The sequence below is a fragment of the Actinoplanes sp. NPDC048967 genome, assembly GCF_040649415.1.
In the GTDB taxonomy this organism is placed as follows: domain Bacteria; phylum Actinomycetota; class Actinomycetes; order Mycobacteriales; family Micromonosporaceae; genus Actinoplanes.
On the sequence record NZ_JBEZFL010000006.1, the window covers coordinates 36,604 to 53,543 of the forward strand.

Annotated in this window: 20 protein-coding genes and 1 pseudogene; 12 read left to right on the forward strand and 9 right to left on the reverse strand. The window is 71.8% G+C overall.

Annotated elements, in window-relative coordinates; all coding sequences use genetic code 11:
- Positions 1 to 2 precede the first annotated feature (2 nt).
- Both AB0C12_RS25690 and AB0C12_RS25695 read right to left on the reverse strand, forming a co-directional pair.
- Positions 3 to 410 (reverse strand): YciI family protein, encoded by a 408-nt coding sequence (locus AB0C12_RS25690; RefSeq protein WP_360552073.1) that lies wholly within the window; start codon positions 408 to 410, stop codon positions 3 to 5.
- A 37-nt stretch (positions 411 to 447) separates the two neighbouring features.
- Positions 448 to 945: a pyridoxamine 5'-phosphate oxidase family protein gene (locus AB0C12_RS25695; protein ID WP_360552075.1), complete on the reverse strand. Its 498-nt coding sequence runs from the start codon at positions 943 to 945 to the stop codon at positions 448 to 450.
- Between the two features lie 156 nt (positions 946 to 1,101).
- Here AB0C12_RS25695 and AB0C12_RS25700 point away from each other — a divergent pair, with 156 nt between their 5' ends.
- A complete protein-coding gene (locus AB0C12_RS25700) occupies positions 1,102 to 1,524 on the forward strand; it encodes a hypothetical protein (protein WP_360552077.1) in 423 nt (140 codons plus the stop codon).
- Here AB0C12_RS25700 and AB0C12_RS25705 read toward each other — a convergent pair.
- Entirely contained in the window at positions 1,499 to 3,007 is a 1,509-nt protein-coding gene (locus tag AB0C12_RS25705) for an FAD-dependent monooxygenase (protein ID WP_360552079.1), read from the reverse strand. The two genes, AB0C12_RS25700 and AB0C12_RS25705, sit on opposite strands and share 26 nt — an antisense overlap.
- A 257-nt stretch (positions 3,008 to 3,264) precedes the next feature.
- Here AB0C12_RS25705 and rox point away from each other — a divergent pair, with 257 nt between their 5' ends.
- Both rox and AB0C12_RS25715 read left to right on the forward strand, forming a co-directional pair.
- The gene (gene rox, locus AB0C12_RS25710) at positions 3,265 to 4,695 is read left to right on the forward strand and encodes a rifampin monooxygenase (RefSeq protein WP_360552081.1); all 1,431 of its coding nucleotides are present in this window, start codon (positions 3,265 to 3,267) and stop codon (positions 4,693 to 4,695) included.
- A 290-nt stretch (positions 4,696 to 4,985) separates the two neighbouring features.
- Positions 4,986 to 5,567: a GNAT family N-acetyltransferase gene (locus tag AB0C12_RS25715; RefSeq protein WP_360552083.1), complete on the forward strand. Its 582-nt coding sequence runs from the start codon at positions 4,986 to 4,988 to the stop codon at positions 5,565 to 5,567.
- Positions 5,568 to 5,591: 24 nt separating this feature from the next.
- Here AB0C12_RS25715 and thrS read toward each other — a convergent pair whose 3' ends face one another.
- Positions 5,592 to 6,809, reverse strand: coding sequence for a threonine--tRNA ligase (gene thrS / locus AB0C12_RS25720; protein WP_360552085.1), 1,218 nt, complete (start codon positions 6,807 to 6,809; stop codon positions 5,592 to 5,594).
- A gap of 311 nt (positions 6,810 to 7,120) precedes the next feature.
- Between thrS and AB0C12_RS25725 the strand changes: the two genes are divergently transcribed.
- The 4 genes from AB0C12_RS25725 (at position 7,121) to AB0C12_RS25740 (ending at position 10,082) form a co-directional block, all read left to right on the forward strand.
- Positions 7,121 to 7,546 (forward strand): Hsp20/alpha crystallin family protein, encoded by a 426-nt coding sequence (locus tag AB0C12_RS25725; RefSeq protein WP_360552087.1) that lies wholly within the window; start codon positions 7,121 to 7,123, stop codon positions 7,544 to 7,546.
- Positions 7,547 to 7,551: 5 nt separating this feature from the next.
- Entirely contained in the window at positions 7,552 to 7,872 is a 321-nt protein-coding gene (locus tag AB0C12_RS25730) for an STAS domain-containing protein (protein ID WP_360552089.1), read from the forward strand.
- A 124-nt stretch (positions 7,873 to 7,996) separates the two neighbouring features.
- Complete coding sequence (locus tag AB0C12_RS25735; RefSeq protein ID WP_360552091.1) at positions 7,997 to 9,685, forward strand: sulfatase; 1,689 nt, start codon at positions 7,997 to 7,999, stop codon at positions 9,683 to 9,685.
- A gap of 40 nt (positions 9,686 to 9,725) precedes the next feature.
- Complete coding sequence (locus tag AB0C12_RS25740) at positions 9,726 to 10,082, forward strand: DUF6204 family protein (RefSeq protein ID WP_360552093.1); 357 nt, start codon at positions 9,726 to 9,728, stop codon at positions 10,080 to 10,082.
- On the opposite strand, the gene AB0C12_RS25745 is transcribed toward AB0C12_RS25740, so the two are convergent.
- The 5 genes from AB0C12_RS25745 to AB0C12_RS25765 all read right to left on the reverse strand — a co-directional run bounded on the left by AB0C12_RS25745 (position 10,079) and on the right by AB0C12_RS25765 (position 13,608).
- Complete coding sequence (locus AB0C12_RS25745) at positions 10,079 to 10,954, reverse strand: aldo/keto reductase (RefSeq protein ID WP_360552095.1); 876 nt, start codon at positions 10,952 to 10,954, stop codon at positions 10,079 to 10,081. The two genes, AB0C12_RS25740 and AB0C12_RS25745, sit on opposite strands and share 4 nt — an antisense overlap.
- A 17-nt stretch (positions 10,955 to 10,971) precedes the next feature.
- The gene (locus tag AB0C12_RS25750) at positions 10,972 to 11,988 is read right to left on the reverse strand and encodes a beta-ketoacyl-ACP synthase 3 (protein WP_360552097.1); all 1,017 of its coding nucleotides are present in this window, start codon (positions 11,986 to 11,988) and stop codon (positions 10,972 to 10,974) included.
- A gap of 220 nt (positions 11,989 to 12,208) precedes the next feature.
- Positions 12,209 to 12,748 (reverse strand): GNAT family N-acetyltransferase, encoded by a 540-nt coding sequence (locus tag AB0C12_RS25755; RefSeq protein WP_360552099.1) that lies wholly within the window; start codon positions 12,746 to 12,748, stop codon positions 12,209 to 12,211.
- Complete coding sequence (locus AB0C12_RS25760; protein ID WP_360552101.1) at positions 12,745 to 13,134, reverse strand: VOC family protein; 390 nt, start codon at positions 13,132 to 13,134, stop codon at positions 12,745 to 12,747. Before AB0C12_RS25760 ends, AB0C12_RS25755 begins: the two co-directional genes overlap by 4 nt.
- 3 nt (positions 13,135 to 13,137) lie before the next feature.
- Positions 13,138 to 13,608, reverse strand: coding sequence for a heme-degrading domain-containing protein (locus AB0C12_RS25765; RefSeq protein WP_360552103.1), 471 nt, complete (start codon positions 13,606 to 13,608; stop codon positions 13,138 to 13,140).
- Positions 13,609 to 13,774: 166 nt separating this feature from the next.
- Between AB0C12_RS25765 and AB0C12_RS25770 the strand changes: the two genes are divergently transcribed.
- The 5 genes and pseudogenes from AB0C12_RS25770 to AB0C12_RS25790 all read left to right on the forward strand — a co-directional run bounded on the left by AB0C12_RS25770 (position 13,775) and on the right by AB0C12_RS25790 (position 16,939).
- Positions 13,775 to 14,566, forward strand: a complete 792-nt coding sequence (locus AB0C12_RS25770) for an endonuclease/exonuclease/phosphatase family protein (protein ID WP_360552105.1) — start codon at positions 13,775 to 13,777, stop codon at positions 14,564 to 14,566.
- A gap of 75 nt (positions 14,567 to 14,641) precedes the next feature.
- Positions 14,642 to 15,220 (forward strand): annotated as a pseudogene (locus tag AB0C12_RS25775) (FAD-dependent oxidoreductase); the annotation flags it as partial.
- A 6-nt stretch (positions 15,221 to 15,226) separates the two neighbouring features.
- Positions 15,227 to 16,039, forward strand: a complete 813-nt coding sequence (locus AB0C12_RS25780; RefSeq protein ID WP_360552847.1) for a sigma-70 family RNA polymerase sigma factor — start codon at positions 15,227 to 15,229, stop codon at positions 16,037 to 16,039.
- A 22-nt stretch (positions 16,040 to 16,061) separates the two neighbouring features.
- Entirely contained in the window at positions 16,062 to 16,502 is a 441-nt protein-coding gene (locus AB0C12_RS25785; RefSeq protein WP_360552107.1) for a MarR family transcriptional regulator, read from the forward strand.
- Between the two features lie 17 nt (positions 16,503 to 16,519).
- Positions 16,520 to 16,939 carry an organic hydroperoxide resistance protein gene (locus tag AB0C12_RS25790; protein ID WP_360552109.1) on the forward strand — a complete coding sequence of 140 codons (420 nt, stop codon included), beginning with the start codon at positions 16,520 to 16,522 and terminating at the stop codon, positions 16,937 to 16,939.
- The last annotated feature ends 1 nt before the right edge of the window (position 16,940 follow it).

A 16,940-nucleotide genomic window follows, 5' to 3' on the forward strand; every position in this document is an offset into this window, starting at 1 on the left:
TCTCACTCCGTGATGGTCTCGGGCTCGGTGTAGGCCGGGCGCAGCTCGAGCCACTCGTGGATCGGCTCGCCCCCGGCTCCCGGCGCGGCGGACAGCTCAGCGGCCAGTTCCAGCGCCCGCTCGTAGCTGTCGACGTCGATCATCATCCAGCCGGCGATCAGGTCCTTGGTCTCGGCGAACGGTCCGTCGGTGATCGGCGGGCGCCCCTCGCCGTCGGAACGCACGAACGTGCCCTGCGGGGACAGTGCCTGTTCGCTGACGAACTCTCCGGTGCTCTCGAGCCGGGCGGCGAAGTCGCGCATGTACTGCAGGTGGGCGGACACCTCCTCCGGGGTCCACTGGTCCATGGGGACGTCGTTGGGCGGTGCCGGCGCGCCCCGGTAGTGCTTGAGCAGCAGATACTTGGCCATCACGGTCTCCTGTCGGTACGGGTACGGCTCATTGTGCTCAGGCCCGCTGCCGTTGCTCGCGTTGCCGCACCAGTTCCTCGACGGCGCTGGGCAACGTCGTCTCGAAGTCGATGAGCTTGGCCCAGGTCGGCGTCACCACGATGCGGACCATGCCGTCGTACAGCGAGCGCACCTCCGCCTCCCACTGCACCCGCTGCTCGGCGGTCATCGTGTAGGAGCCGTTCATCTGCAGGTACTCCTGCGGGATGCCGTCGACGACGTCGAGCTCGGCCCGGCCGCGGATGAGCAGGATCTTGGGCGGGTGCACCTCGGTGTCGATGGTCAGCGCGACCATCGGGTTGACCCGCAGGGCCGGCAGCTTCGGGGCGTTCGTCGAGGTGCACATGACGATCTGCGAGCCGTTCCAGGTGAACGCGATCGGCACGTTGCGCGGAGTGCCGTCCTTGGCGACGTACGCCAGCCGGGTCAGGTCCCGGGCCAGCATCTGCTGGCTGAGCGGCCGGTGCAGAACCTCGGTGATCTCATCCTGGTGCACGGTCGTCCCTCATTCCTCGTCCCCGGCGACCGGTGGTGGCCGCTGGTGTCCCCTGGGACGCAGCCACCCTGAGGTTCTCGACACGCGACGCCGACCGAGTTCAGAATTTTCCGGTGACGGACACCCGACCCCACCCTCGCCCGCATCGCCCAAGGCGTGGAACTACACCATCACGAGCACCGGCCGGATGCCGCCCGTGAGGTGTTCGCCCGGATCTGGGACGAGATCGGCGGCGAGCGCGGCGACCCGCTGCACGTCTGCGTCCTCGCGCACGCCCTGGCCGACGTGCAGGACGACGTCCGGCAGGAGCTGCGCTGGGACCAGCGCGCGCTGGTCGCGGCCGATCAGCTCACCGATGCCCGGGTCGCCGAGGCCGGGGTGCCGCTGACCGCGGCCGGCCTGTATCCGTCGCTGCACCTCAACCTGGCCGAGTGCTACCGCAAGCTCGGCGAGTTCGGCCCGGCCCGGGACCACCTGCGGCAGGCGCAGGCGGGGATCGGGGCGCTCGGCGATGACGGGTACGGGCAGCTGATCAGGAGTGGCCTGGACCGGCTCACGCGCCTGCTGTCCGCGGATTAGGGGCGCCGAACCAGGTGGCCAGCGCGTCGAGGAGCCCGTCGGTGCCGTCCGGGCCGAGGGCCCACGCGACGTAGCCGTCCGGGCGGATCAGCAGAGCCTCGGCCGGTGCTGTCCGCGCCTGGACGCTGACCACGTCGACGCGATCACGCCACGCGGCGATCAGGTCGGCCAGTTGCCCGGAACCGGTGAGGTCGGCCAGCAGCGGCCGGCCCGCCCGCATGAGCTCGGCCAGGCGAGTGACCCGGCTGCCGACCCGCAGCTCCTGCTCCGGCGCGAACCGCCCGGTCACCGCATGGGCGCTGCCGGCGTGCATCCGGTACGCCACATCCGAGCCGGCCAGCAGCCCGGCGACATGGTCGGTGACACCGGGCAGGTCGAGCAGCTCGCCGACGACCTGGCGCAACGCGGTGACCGCGGGACCGGGCGACATCAGCGCCAGCTGAGCCTGGGTCTGCATGGTGACCCGCTCGGCGGCCGGCCGACGCTCGGCCTGGTAGCTGTCGAGCAGTCCGGGCGGCGCCCAGCCGTGCACCTGCGCGGCGAGTTTCCAGCCGAGGTTGGCCGCGTCCTGTAACCCGAGGTTGAGTCCGGGCGCACCGACCGAGGGGTGCACGTGGGCGGCGTCACCGGCGAGGAACACCCGGCCCTGACGGTACGAGGTCGCGATCCGGGTGTTGGCGACGTACCCGCGGCGCAGCAGGTGTGGCCCCGGCGTGGTCGGTGCGGACAGCGGCAGGTCCTGCCCGAGGACGCGGTGCAGGCTGTCGCGTACCTCGTCGAGGGTGGCCGGGACGTCGTCGTCCGGCGCGGGACCGTCCCACTCGATCACCGACACCATCAGGACACCGGGCCCGTGCGGCACCATCACGTAGGCGCCGCGTTCGGTGCGGTGCCAGGCGTACAGGCCGATCCGGTCGCCGCTGATCCAGGACGCCGGCACGCTCACGTGGGCGGCCCGCGAGACGACGCCCGGATCGGTGTGGCCGGCGAACGAGATCCCGATCTGCTTGCGGACGCCGCTGCGCGCGCCGTCGCATCCGACCAGATAACCGGTACGCATCTCGTAGGTGCCGTCCGGGCCCCGCACCTGTACGGAGACGCCGACGTCGTCCTGGCCCAGCTCGAGCAACTGGTGCCCGCGTCGCAGGTCCACGCCGAGTTCTCGGGCCCGCTGCTCCAGCATTGCCTCCAGCTGCGCCTGGCGGATCTGCAGGCCGTACAGGGGATTGTCGGCCAGGCCGGACAATTTCAACGGCAGCGCGCCGAACAGGAAAGCCGGAGCGGTCCGCGGCCGGTCTTCGAGAAACCCCCGGTGGTCCAGGAAACGCACCACCTGACCGACCAGAGCATTGGCCTTGTACGCCGTGCTGGGCTCGGGCAACTGCTCCAGCACGACCGGGCGCACACCGGCCAGCACCAGTTCGCCGGCCAGCAGCAGCCCGACCGGGCCGCCACCCACGATGATCACCTCAGCAGCAGACATGCCGGGCACCATAGCGGCGGCTGACCAGGGCAAATGCCACCACCCGGGGGCGCCGGAAACAGCGCTCGTGAGATAATTGGGTGGACGCGGACGGGTGCGACTTGTAGCTTGCAGACGATCGTGACACCGCCCGAGGAGGTGAGACCCATGAACGCTGTATCGCTGTGGGTGCTCCCCCTCCCGTCACGGCCGGGCGACTGACGTAGGTGTCGCCGGGAGCGCCTCACCACCAAGGCCCTCCCGGAAGGCACTCACCTATGCACACCTTCGACGTGATCATCGCCGGCTGTGGTCCGACCGGCGCGATGCTGGCCGCCGAGTTGCGGCTGCACGACGTACGGGTCCTCGTCCTGGAGCAGGAGACCGAGCCCGTGTCGTTCGTCCGCATCGTCGGCCTGCACATCCGCAGCATCGAGCTGATGGCGATGCGCGGACTGCTCGAACGCATCCGCGTACACGCACGACAGCGTCCGGCCGCCGGTTTCTTCGCCGCCATCGCCAAGCCCGTACCGCCGGGCCTGGATTCGGCTCACGCTTACCTGCTGGGCATTCCGCAGCCGGTCATCGTGGACCTCCTCTCGCAACACGCGGAGGCCCTGGGCGCCGAGATCCGCCGTGGCTGCGCCGTGGTCGATCTGGAGCAGGACGACGACGGCGTGACCGTCGAACTGGCCGGCGGTGAACGCCTGCGCTCGCGCTACCTGGTCGGCTGCGACGGCGCCCGCAGCACTGTGCGCAAGCTGCTCGGTGTCGCGTTCCCCGGCGAGCCGTCCCGGCACGACACCCTGATGGGCGAAATGGAAGCCGGGGTACCGCCGGAGGAGATCGCCGCCACGGTGACCTCGGTTCGCGACACCCACAAGTCGTTCACCGTGCAGCCCTTCGGCGACGGTGTCTACCGCGTGGTGGTCCCCGCGGCGAGAGTCAGCGAACGGACGGAACCGCCGACGATCGAGGACTTCCGGCAGGAGCTGCGCACAGTCGCCGGAACCGACTTCGGCGTGCACTCGCCGCGCTGGCTGTCCCGGTTCGGCGACGCGACCCGGCTGGCCGAGCGCTATCGGGTGGGGCGGGTGCTGCTGGCCGGCGACGCGGCGCACATCCATCCGCCGGCGGGTGGGCAGGGCCTCAACCTGGGCGTTCAGGATGCTGTCAATCTCGGCTGGAAGCTGGCCGGTCAGGTGCGCGGGTGGGCGCCGGACGAGTTGCTGGACACGTACGAGACCGAACGTCATCCGGTGGCGGCGGAGGTACTGGACAACACGCGCGCCCAGACGGCGCTGTTCTCGCCCGAGCCGGGGGCGCAGGCGCTGCGCCGGTTGCTCAGCGAGCTGATGGACTTCGACGAGGTGAACCGCCACCTGATCGAGAAGATCACGGCGATCGGCATCCGGTACGACTTCGGGGCGGGGCCTGATCTGCTCGGTCGCCGGCTGCGGGACGTCGAGGTGAAGCAGGGGCGGCTCTACGATCTGCTGCGCCGTGGCCGGGGGCTGCTGCTGGACCGTACCGAACGGCTGAGCGTCGGCGGTTGGGCCGACCGGGTCGACCACCTGGGGGATCCGACTGCGGCGGTGGCTGGTCCGGGGTTGCTGTTGCGGCCTGACGGTCACGTCGCCTGGATCGGGGACGACCAGCGGGAACTGGACGGCCAGCTGTCTCGCTGGTTCGGCAAGCCCGTCCTCTGATCAGGACCGCTTTTCTTTCCGCGATAGCGACGCTGTCTCGATCGGCCCGGCCAGCAAGCCTCGTCTCAAGCCGTCCTACGGAAGACGCCGACGATCCCCTGCGGATTGTCGGCGTCTTCTGTAGCGGTCACGTCGCGCCTGGATTACCGGATTGCCATTATCAATAATCCAGTAATCCAGGTTGCGCCCAGTAAACGGACAAAACGCCAGCACACCATAATGACAGTTATGGTGTAAGGAGGACGCACGGTGAGGCTGCTGGCTCGTCGCGTCGGCCCTACGATCGGCTGATGTTCCAGCCGACCTATCCGATGCGGACGCCGCGCCTCGCTCTGCGGCCCATCACCATGGGCGATCTCGACGACGTCCATGCCTGGCAGAGCCGACCCGACGTCGTCCGGTGGATGGCCGGGGCCGAGCCCCGCACCCGCGAGCAGTCACGGGCCTCGGTGCTGGCCATGGCGAGCGAGGACGCGCTGCGCGCCGAGGGCGACTGCCTGACCCTGGCCGCCACGACCGAGGCCGGCGTTGTCGGCACCGTGGAGCTGGTCTGGCGCAGTGAGCAGGACCGGACTGCCGAGCTCGGCTACGTCTTCCATCCCGACCACGGGGGTCGCGGTCTGGCCACGGAGGCCGCCGCGGTCCTGCTGGACTGGGGGTTCGGCCAGGTCGGTCTGCACCGCGTCTATGCCCGGTGTCACAGCCGCAACGAGGCGTCCGCCCGCCTGATGACGCGGCTCGGCATGCGCCAGGAGGCCCACCACGTGGAGAGTTACCTGTTCCGCGGCACGTGGGCGGGCCAGCTCGTCTTCGCCGTCCTGGCCCGGGAGTGGCGGACAGGGCAGCAGCGGGCGGGCACGACCGGTCCCTGACCCGCTGCCGGCCCGACACCGGCCTCAGCCCTCGGCGGGCAGCAGCTCGTGCGACCGTTCCGCCGCCACCGCCCGCACCAACCCCACCGCCTCGGCCCGGGACATCGCCGGCATCTGCCGCCCATCACGCAGCCGCAGCGCCACCGACCCCTCGGCCTGCTCCCGTGGACCGATCACCGCCACGTACGGGATCTTCCGCCGCGCGGCATCCCGGATCCGCGCCCCCACGGTGCCGTCCCGGTCGACCTGGGCCCGCAGCCCCGCCTCGATCGCCTCCCGGGCGAAGTCGTCGGCCGCCTTGTCCTGCTCCGCCCCGATCGGCACCACGCTGACCTGCACCGGCGAGTACCAGACCGGGAACGCTCCGGCGTGGAGCTCCAGCAGAGCCGCGAACAGCCGTTCCATCGACCCGACCAGGCTGCGGTGCACCATCACCGGCCGGGCCTTCGCGCCGGTCGGGTCGGTGTAGGTCAGGTCGAACCGGGCCGGCTGGTGGAAGTCGATCTGGATGGTCGACAGGGTCGATTCGCGGCCGGCCGGGTCGGCGATCTGGATGTCGATCTTCGGGCCGTAGAACGCGGCTTCGCCCTCGACCGCCTGGTACGGCACCTCGGCCGCGTCCAGCGCCTCGCGTAGCAGCCGTTCGGCCTGGTCCCAGTCGGCGTCGGCGTACTTGCCGCCGGGGCCGCGCAGGGACAGCTGGTACGACGACACGGTCAGGCCCAGCGCCGCGTGGGCCTGGCGGATCAGGTCCAGCACGGCCGAGACCTCCTGGCCGACCTGGGACACCGGGCAGAAGGTGTGCGCGTCGTTGAGCGAGATCGCCCGGACGCGGCTGAGGCCGCCGAGCACCCCGGAGCGTTCGGCGCGGTACATGCCGCCGATCTCGGCCAGACGCAGCGGCAGGTCACGGTACGAGCGGGCCCGCGCCTTGAAGATCAGGGCGTGGTGCGGGCACAGGCTGGGCCGCAGGACCAGTTCGTCGCCCAGGTTCATGGGCGGGAACATGTCGTCGGCGAAGTTGCGCCAGTGCCCGGACAGCTCGTACATCGCGCGTTTGCCCAGCGCCGGCGAGTAGACGTGCTGGTAGCCGGCGCGCCGTTCGAGGTCGTACAGGTAGCTCTCGACCTCGTGGCGGGCGGCGGCGCCGGCCGGTAGCCAGAACGGCAGGCCCGCGCCGATCAGCGGGTCGGAGTCGAAGATGTCGAGTTCACGGCCGAGTTTGCGGTGGTCCACGTGCATCGGTTTCTCCCTGGGTGCGGGCCCGGCGACCGGTCCAGGGACAGCGAACGTGGCCCCGGGCGGATCGCCCGGGGCCACGTCGTCGCAGATCAGATCAGCGCGGTGCTCCGCCGGGACATCCCGGCGTCGTCGTGGCGGACCTGAGGTTCATGCGATCACGGTACGGGCGCAGCCGCGCGTCCGGCAAAGCGTTTTCATCCCCGGCCAGCGCTGAGTGCTTGACAGCACACCGACGGTCGTTGTATCTCAGAAGAAGTTGAGTCTGTGGGACTCAAGAAGCCTGGTGAGGGAGCACCAAGGAGGAGATGACCATGCTCATGCGCACGGATCCGTTCCGCGACATCGACCGCATGTTCGAGCAGCTCGCCGGCACCGCGGCGCGCCCGGCGGTGATGCATGTCGACGCCGAACGCGACGGCGACTGGTTCCACGTCTACTTCGATCTGCCGGGCGTCGATCCCGAGTCCATCGACCTGACCGTCGAGCGCAACGTGCTCTCCGTCCGCGCGCAGCGCCAGCGCGCCCGCCGCGACGGCGTCGAGAGCGTCATCGCCGAACGCCCGATGGGGGTCTTCACTCGCCAGTTGTTCCTGGGCGACACGCTGGACACCGACAAGCTCGAGGCCGAGTACGACAGCGGGGTGCTGCACCTGCGGATCCCCGTCTCGGACAGCGCCAAGCCACGCCGGATCAGCGTCGCCGCCGGCTCGGGGACCCCGCGCCAGATCAAGGGCTGAGCACCATGCGCATCACCACCCACCTGGTCAACGACGGGGTGATCCGGCTGGCTGTGCACGGCGAGCTCGACCTGGGCACCGCCGACCGGCTGACCGACACCGTCGACGAGGTGCTCGCCGCGGCCCGCCCGGCCGAAGTGGTCCTCGACCTGGCCGGGCTCAGCCTGTGCGACTCGGTCGGCGTCGACGCGCTGCTGCGGGCCCGGGCCGCCGCGAACGCCCAGGCGGTGCACCTGACAGTGATCAACCCGCGCGGCATCGTCCGGCGCGTGCTGGACCTGACCGGCACGCTGGACCGGCTCACCGGGGTGCCCGCCCTGATCTGACGAGGACGGCTCTGACCGCGACCTGACACCGCCTGGCACCACGCGCGCCGGGCGGTGTCAGGATCGGTGAGTACAGTTCGCCTCTGACAGGGGGCTCCACCGCAGCTGGTTAAGGATCGTCGGGTTGTCGTTCTTCACGCGCTTGCGCCGGCGCCGCGTCACCGCCGCCGTGCTCACCGTCCTGGCCGCGGTTCTGGTCTTCCTCGCGCTCGTCGTGCCGGACCAGATCACCCGGCTGCCGCCCGGCGCGTCGGTCCCGGCGGCGTTCGTGCGCATCCCGATCGAGGCGCTGGCCGCGTTCGCGCTGCTGCTGGCCCTGCCGGCCCGCGCCCGCCGGGTCACCGCCGCGGTGCTCGGCGCCGCGCTGGGGGTGCTGACCGTCATCAAGGTCATCGACATGGGCTTCTTCACGGTGCTGGCCCGCCAGTTCGACCCGGTGCTGGACTGGCCGCTGCTCGCCGACGGTTACCGCTTCGTCAAGGGTTCGGTCGGCCGGCCCGGGGCCATCGCCGCGGTCGCCGGGGCGATCCTGCTGGCGGTGGCCGTGCTGGTCCTGATGACTTTGGCCGTGCGCCGGCTGGCGGCGGTCGCGGCGGCACACCGTACCGCCAGCACCCGCGGCATCGCCGCGGCCTGCCTCGCCTGGCTGGCCTGCGCCCTGCTCGGCACGTCGTTCGTCCCCGGGGTGTACGTCGCCTCCGACAGCGCTTTCGTGCTGGCCCACGACAACGTCCTCAAGGTGCCGGCCGCCGTGCAGGACCGGCGCGCGTTCACCGCGGAGGCCCGCGACGACGCGTTCCGCGACGTGCCCGCCGAGCAGTTGCTGACCGGGCTGCGCGGCAAGGACGTGGTGTTCACTTTCATCGAGAGCTACGGGCGGTCCGCGATCGAGGATCCGCGGCTCAACCAGCGCGTCGACGCCACTCTGGCCGAGGGCGGCCGGCAGCTCACCGCGGACGGGTTCGCCGCCCGCAGCGGCTTCCTGACCTCGCCGACCACCGGCGGCGGCAGCTGGCTGGCCCATTCGACGTTCCAGTCCGGGGTGTGGATCAACAACGAGCAGCGCTACCGCAGCCTGGTCTCCGGCGACCGGCTGACGCTGACCAGCGCTTTCCGTAAGACCGCGGCCTGGCAGACCGTCGGGGTCGAGCCGGGCGTGACCTACGCGTGGCCGGAGGGGCGGTTCTACGGCTTCGACCGCGTCTACGACTCGCACACCCTGGGCTACCGCGGCCCGGCGTTCAGCTGGGCCACCATGCCCGACCAGTTCACCCTGAAGTCGTTCACCGACCGCGAGTACACCCGGCCCGGCCGTGACCCGCTGATGGCCGAGATCACCTTCGTGTCCAGCCACACCCCGTGGGCGCCGCTGCCGGCCCTGCTGGACTGGGCCGACGTCGGCGACGGGTCGGTCTACGCCGCCCAGCAGCGTGGCGCCCCGTCGGCCGGCGAGGTGTGGAAGGACGCGGCCCGGGTCCGCGAGGCGTACGCGAAATCGATCAAGTACTCGATCGACAGCGTCGTGTCCTGGGTCCGCGAGTACGGCGACGACAACCTGGTCCTGGTCGTGCTCGGCGACCACCAGCCGGCCCCGATCGTCGTCGGCGCCACCGCCGGCCACGACGTGCCGATCACCGTCGTCGCCCGGGACCCGGCCGTGCTGGACCGCATCGCGGACTGGGGCTGGACCGACGGGCTCGAGCCGGCCCCGCAGGCGCCGGTGTGGCCGATGGACGCGTTCCGCGACAAGTTCCTGACCGCGTTCGGCCCGTCCAACGATCCGCCGCGGCCCCTCGCCCCGCCCAAGCGGTAATCCGCTGGAGTGTGGCCCGGGCGCCCTCTACGGTCGGCGCATGAGCACACGCACCATCCGGGTCACCGTCCGCGGCGCCTTCGCCGGCCTCACCGACACCCAACGCGCTGAGCTGCTGGCCGCCGCCGGCGAGCACGACGTGGCGTTCGCGGCGTACACGCCTGAGGGGTCGCTGACCTACGACATCGCGGCGCGGCCGTTCTTCACCTTCCGCTTCGCCGACACCGTCGAGCAGGAGCAGGACATCCCGGCCGCGGTGACCCGCGCCGAGGCCGCCGCCACGGCGTACCTGACCGGCCGTGGCTACGGCTTCAAGGACCTCAGCTCGCAGGCCGTGGACATGTCGCAGATTCCGCTGGGCAAGCGCGGCCGCAAACTCGCCGCCCGCGGCGACTAGAGCGTCGCCATTTGCTCGGCGGTGAGGCGCAGGGCGCCCGCGGCCACGTTCTCCCGCAGGTGGGTCACGCTGCTCGTGCCGGGGATCACCAGCACGTGCGGGCCCTGGTGCAGCGCCCACGCCAGGCGTACCTGTCCGGTGGTGGCCCCGTGCGCGGCCGCGACCGCCCGCACCGCCTCGTTGGTCTCCTCGCCGGCGCCTTTCTCGCGGGCGTCGCCGGCGAGGCTGAAGAACGGCACGAACGCGATGCCGCGTTCGCCGCAGATCCGCACGAGGTCGTCGTGGCCGCGGCGGTAGTCCAGGCCGTAGCTGTTCTGCACGCACGCGACCGGCGCGATCGCCTGCGCCTCGTCGACGTGGGCGAGGGTCGCGGCGGACAGCCCGAGGTGGCGGATCAGGCCCTGCTCGCGCAGGGTGGCCAACGCCGCGAACTCCTCGGCGCAGCTGCCGTGCCCGGGCCCGCGCAGCCGCAGGTTGACCAGGTCGAGGTGGTCGCGGCCGAGCCGGCGCAGGTTCTCCTCGACCTGGGCGCGCAGCTGCGCCGCGCTGCGGGCCCGGCCTTCCTCGCCCGGGCCGACCTTGGTCGCGATGAGCAGATCTTCCGGGTACGGCCACAGCGCCGCCCGGATCAGCTCGGTGGCGTAGCGCCTGTCCCCGGTGCCGACCTGCAGGGTGCCGCCGGGGGAGACGTAGAACGCGGCGGTGTCGAGGTGGTTGACGCCCAGTTCCACCGCGTGCCGCAGGACCCGCACGGCCGGGGCCGGGTCCGGGTCGACGGTCAGGCGCATCGACCCGAATCCCAGCCGGCGCACGGTGTGCCCGGCCAGGGTGAACGTCCCGGCGGCAGCGGCGTCGATCTTGTCGGTGGGCATCGCGCCAACCTAGCGCGTCACTGCTCGGTGGCGATCACATCCACCTGGGGCCAGGTCATCATGGCCGAGGCCCAGGTGAGGCCGCCGCCGAACGAGGTCGCCAGCAGGCGGTGGCCGGACAGCAGGGCCTCGTCGCGGCAGGCGTCGCCCAGGGCGAGCGGGATGGACGCCGCGCCGGTGTTGCCGACGCTGGCCACGTTGCCGATGCAGCGGTCGGCCGGCACGCCGATCTGCTCGGCGACCCGGTCCAGGATGCGCTGGTTGGCCTGGTGGGCGACGAAGCGGTCGACGTCGGCGACGGTGTCCCCGGCGGCGCGCAGCACCTTCAACGCCGAGGCGGTCATGTGCTCGACCGCGCGGCGGTAGACCTCCTGGCCGGAGACGGCCCAGTACGGGTCGCCGGGCTCGGTCGTGGTGCGGGACCGCTGGCGGCAGCCGCCGTTCTCGATGCGGATCAGGTCGGCGGCGGCGCCGTCGCTGCCCAGGTCGAACGGGCCGATCGCGCCGGGCTCGCCGGCCTCACCGGCGCGCAGCACGACCGCGCCGGCTCCGTCGCCGAACAGGATCGCCGGGCCGCGGGCCTCCGGGGTGTGCTCCAGGAAGTACGAGTTGGTCTCCGCGCCGATCAGCAGCACCCGCTCGGCGATGCCCGCCGCGATCAGCCCGGCGCAGGTGGCCAGGCCGTAGACGAAACCGCTGCACACCGCGGCGATGTCGAACGCGGCGGCCGGAGCGACCCCGACCCGCCAGGCGACCTCGGGGGCGGTGGCCGGGCTGAGCCGGTCCGGGGTCGTGGTGGCGACCACGACGGCGTCCACGGCGTCGGTCTGGGCCGACTTGAGTGCGTTGCGGGCGGCGGTGGTGGCCAGGTCAGCCGTGGTGGTGCCGGGGTCCACGACGCGCCGCTGGGCGATGCCCGTGCGCCGGCGGATCCACTCGTCGCTGACGCCGAGGGCCGGCGCCAGTTCGGCGTTGGACACCGTGCGGCCGGGCACCGCGGTGCCCAGCCCTTGCAGTACGGCGACTCTGCTCACATCTCTCCTTCGGCGGGGTGGTCCGGTGCCGGTGACGCGACCACCAGCATCGGCTCCGTCTCGCGATACCCGCACCTCGTCACCGCACACCGCCGGGGGAAATCCGCCGTTCGAGTTGCCAGCCGGGGTCGCGCAGCACCACGCCCACCGTATGTCGGGCGGTCCCGGCGGGCACAAGCTCTACCCGGCGGTAGTTTTTGCTGAGTAACCAGACAGACACTCAGCGTGCCAATTCTGGGTTCTGGAGTTGCCGGTGACACACGTGCAGGTGACCCTCCAGCGGGTACGGGGGACACGCCGGCAGGGTCTGCTCGTACGCGTAGCCGCTCTTGACCGCGACCCGGCAGGAGCCGGTGTTGTCCACCTGATGCAGCAGCCGCAGTCGCCGCACGCCCGGGAACACCGCGAACGCCCACCGGGTCAGCGACCCGAGCGCGCGCGGGGCGATCCCGCGGCCGCGGGCGTACGCGGCGGTCCAGTAGCCGACCTCGGCGTCGTCGGCGACCGGGTCGGGCCGCTTCAGCGCCACGTTGCCGACCAGCTTGCCGGCGTCGTCGAGCACCGCGAAGCTGAACCGGCTCCCGGCCCGCCGCCCGGCGTGCTGCTGCTCCAGCCACTGCCGCGCCTCGCCGGGGTCACCGGCCCGCACACTGGTCCAGCGCTCCAGCAGCGGGTCACCCACCACGGTGATCAACGCGGCTGCGTCGTCGTCGTGCCACGGCCGCAGCGTCAGGCCCGCCACCGGCTCCGGGTCGTTCACGACGGGCTCAGGCCACGCTCGGTGGCGCTGCGCTCGACACAGAACTCGTTGCCCTCCGGATCCCGCATGGTGACCCAGCCCATCCCGTCGGCGGTGCGGTGGTCCTCGTACACGGTCGCGCCCGCCGCCAGCAGCCGCTGCACGGCCTCGTCGCGGGTGCCGACCGGCGGCTGGATGTCCACATGCACCCGGTTCTTACCGGCCTTGTCGTCCGGCACCCGGATGAACAGCAGACCGGGCGCGTCCGGCACCGGCGCGGTGATCAGCACCTCGTCGTCATCGGGCTCCTCGTCCGGCAGGTAGCCGGTGGCCTCGATCCAGAACCGGGCCAGCGCGTGCGGGTCGTGGGCGTCGATCGTGATGTGACGCACCGGATTCAGCGACATCCCTCACGCCCCGCTCAGGTGGGTCTCGATCGCCTCGACCACCAGGGCGTGGTCGTCGGCCTGCGGCAACCCCGACACCGTCACCACGCCGACCACCCCCACGTCCGGCACCCGCACCGGGAACGCCCCGCCGTGCGCGGCATAGTCGGCCGGGTCGACGCCGTACTTGGCGTCCAGCGCGTCGCCCTTGGCCGCCAGCCGCCGTCCGACCAGGAACGACGACGCGGCGAAACGCTCCACCACGCGCACCTTGCGGGCGATCCACACGTCGTTGTCGGCCGTACTGCCCGGCAGCGCCGCGTGGAACAGCTGCTGTGTGCCCCGGCGGATGTCCACCGCCACCGGCAGCTCCCGGGTCGTGGCCAGGTCGACCAGCAGGCTGCCCAGATGCCACGCGTCGGCGTTGTCGAACCGGGCGAACGTCAGGCGCCGCTCCTGCTCCTCGAGCCGGGTGATGAGATCGTCGTCGGTCATGGCGCCCATTGTCCGGCAAAGATCACCACTCCGGCAAAGATCACCCCCGACCACGGCTGCGCCGCAGCCAGATCCCCATCGACCCCAGGATCACGAACACCGTCATGGCGCAGCACACCGCTTTGAACACCGTCCCCACCCCTCATCCCGGCTAAGGTCTTACCCCGTGCGCCTGGCCACCTTCAACCTGCTGCACGGCAGGTCCCTGTCCGACGGCAACGTACACGCCGACCGGGTCGCCGCCGCCGTCGCCGACCTGGACGCCGACGTGCTGGGCCTGCAGGAGGTCGACCGGGCCCAGCCCCGCAGCGGCCTGCTCGACCTGACCGCCATCGCCGCCGAGGCCATGGGCGCACCCGCGCACCGCTTCGCCGCGGCCGTCGTGGGCACGCCGGGGGAGAAGTGGCAGCCCTGGCGCTCCGACGACGACAACGCCCACCCCCTGTACGGCATCGCCCTGGTCAGCCGCTGGCCCGTGCTGCGCTGGCAGATCACCCAGCTGCCCGCCGCGCCGGTGCGTTCCCCGGTGTGGATCCCCGGCCCGGGCGGCGGACTCATGATGCTCAAGGACGAGCCGCGGGTGCTCATCGCCGCCGTCATCGACGCCCCCACCGGCCCGATGACCGTGGCCAACACCCACCTGTCGTTCGTCCCCGGCTGGAACGTGCGCCAGCTGCGCGCCGCCGTCCGCGCCCTGCGCGGCCTGCCGGCACCGCGAATCCTGCTCGGCGACCTCAACATGCCCTCCGGACCGGTACGCGCGTTCTCCGGCTGGCGCCCCCTGGCCCGCAAGGCCACCTACCCCAGCCCGGCCCCACGCGCGCAACTCGACCACATCCTGGCCGACCCGCGCGGCGCCGGCCTGCTCGGGCCCGTGCTGCAGGTCCGCACCCCCGCCGTGGGCGTCTCCGACCACCGGCCCCTGGTCGTGCACCTGGACCCGCCACCGGCCGACTGAGTCCTGTCACAACGAACGCGCCGCCGGTGTCTTGAGGGCTGAACCTGTCCAGACCCGGAGGAACCAGACGGCGGCGCCCTCGGCTACGACTACCTCGTCTACGCGGTGGGCAGCGGCAGCGCCGACCCGCGCGTACCCGGAGCCGCCGAACACGCCCACCCCATCGCCGCCCTCGAAGAAGCCCAGCAGCTGCGGCCACTGCTCGACACCGCACCCGCCGGCGCCCCGGTCACGGTGGTCGGCGCCGGACCCACCGGCATCGAGACCGCCGCCGAACTCGCCGAGACCGGCCACCGCGTCACCCTGGTCTGCGGCGACGTGCTCGGCCCGTACCTGCACCCCCGCGGCCGCCGATCCGTCACCCGTACGCTCGCCGCCCTCGGCGTCACCGTCCTCGCCGGCCCCGGCACGACGGTGACCGCCGTGACCAGCGACAGCGTCCAGCTGCGCGACGGCCGGCACCTGCCCAGCACGGTGACCGTCTGGACCGCCGGCTTCGGCGTGCCCGACCTCGCCACCCGCAGCGGCCTGAGCACCGACACCCTCGGCCGCCTGCGCACCGACGAGACCCTCACCAGCCTCGACGACGACCGCATCGTCGCTGCCGGGGACTCCGCGGCACCCTCGGGCCGGCCGTACCGGATGAGCTGCCAGGCCGCCATGCAGCTGGGCCCGCAGGCCGCGGACGTGCTCCAGGAGACCTGGCTGCGCTGGGTCGATGTCGATCTCGCCCAGGTCCACGACCAGCGTGCCTACTTGGTCCGCATCACCACCCGCCAGGCCCTCAACCGGCTGCGCACCCTGCAACGCCGCAAGGAGGCCTACGTCGGGCCCTGGCTGCCCGAACCGCTGCTCACCACCCCGGACGTGGCCGACGACGTCGAACTCGCCGAGAGCGTGTCGATGGCCCTGATGCTCATCCTGGAAACCCTGTCGCCGACCGAACGCGCCGTGTTCGTGCTGCGTGAGGCCTTCGACGTCAGCTACGACGAGATCGCCGCCGCCGTCGGCAAGAGCCCGGCCGCCGTACGCCAGATGGCCCACCGCGCCCGCCGCCCCCGCCACGCTCTCTCCGCCGAGCGCAGCCGGGCGGCCCTGGCCGCCTTCCAGCGCGCCCTGGAGACCCGCGACCTGCAGTGCCCGCTCGACGTGCTCGCGCCGGACGTCGTGCTGGTGAGCGACGGCGGGGGAGTCAAGCAGGCCGCCATGCGCCCGGTCACCGGCGCCGGCAAGGTGGTGCGGTTCGCCATGGGCGGCCTCGGCAAGGTCAAGGGCTCGCTCACCTGCGCACCGACCGTGGTCAACGGCAGCACCGCGCTGATCGTCCGCCTCGACGGCGAACTCGACGGCATCACGGCCATCCGCGTCGAGGACACCCGCATAGCCGGGCTCTACTACGTGCGCAACCCGCACAAGCTCACCCGGGTATGTGCTGAGACGACGCTCACCCACACCTGGGTTGTGCACAACTGAATCGCGCACTACCGTTCATCGCATGGAAGAGAGCACCGGACTCGAGCAGATGATCTGCTTCGAACTCCACGCCGCCTCCCGCGCCATGACCGGCCTCTACCGCCCCGCCCTCGACGCCCTCGGGCTCACCTACCCCCAATACATCGCCCTACGCGTCATCTGGCACCGCGGCCGCCTCACCGTGCGCGACCTCGGCACCGCCCTGCACCTCGACAGCGGCACCCTCTCGCCGCTGCTCAAACGCCTCGAACACCAAGGCCTCATCCAGCGCGAACGCGGCACCGACGACGAACGCACCGTCTGGATCAGCCCCACCGCAGCCGGCGCCGCCCTCGAACAACGAGCCGCGGACATCCCCGAACGCCTCGCCTGCGCCCTCGACCTCACCATCGAGGAATTCACCCACCTGCACCACCTGCTCAGCCGCATCCGCGACACAGCAGCCGCCACCAGCACCATCTAGGCAAGGAGAGCCCCACCATGAGCGCTGTCTACACCGCCTCAGCCACCGCCACCGGCGACGGACGCGGCGGACACACCCGCTCCAGCGACGGCGTCCTCGACCTCGACCTCGCCGTCCCCAAGGAGATGGGCGGACCCGGCGGCCACCTCACCAACCCCGAACAACTCTTCGCCGCCGGCTACGCCGCCTGCTTCCACAGCGCCCTCAAGATCGTCGCCAGCAAGCAGAAGATCACCCTCACCGACACCGCCATCACCGTCGACGTCGGCATCGGCCCCAACGGCCAGGGCAGCTTCGGCCTCACCATCGCCATCGAAGCCGAACTCCCCGGCATCGACGAAACCACCGCCCGCGGCCTGCTCGACGCCGCCCACCAGGTCTGCCCCTACAGCAACGCCACCCGCGGCAACGTCGACGTCACCCTGACGGTGGCCTGAC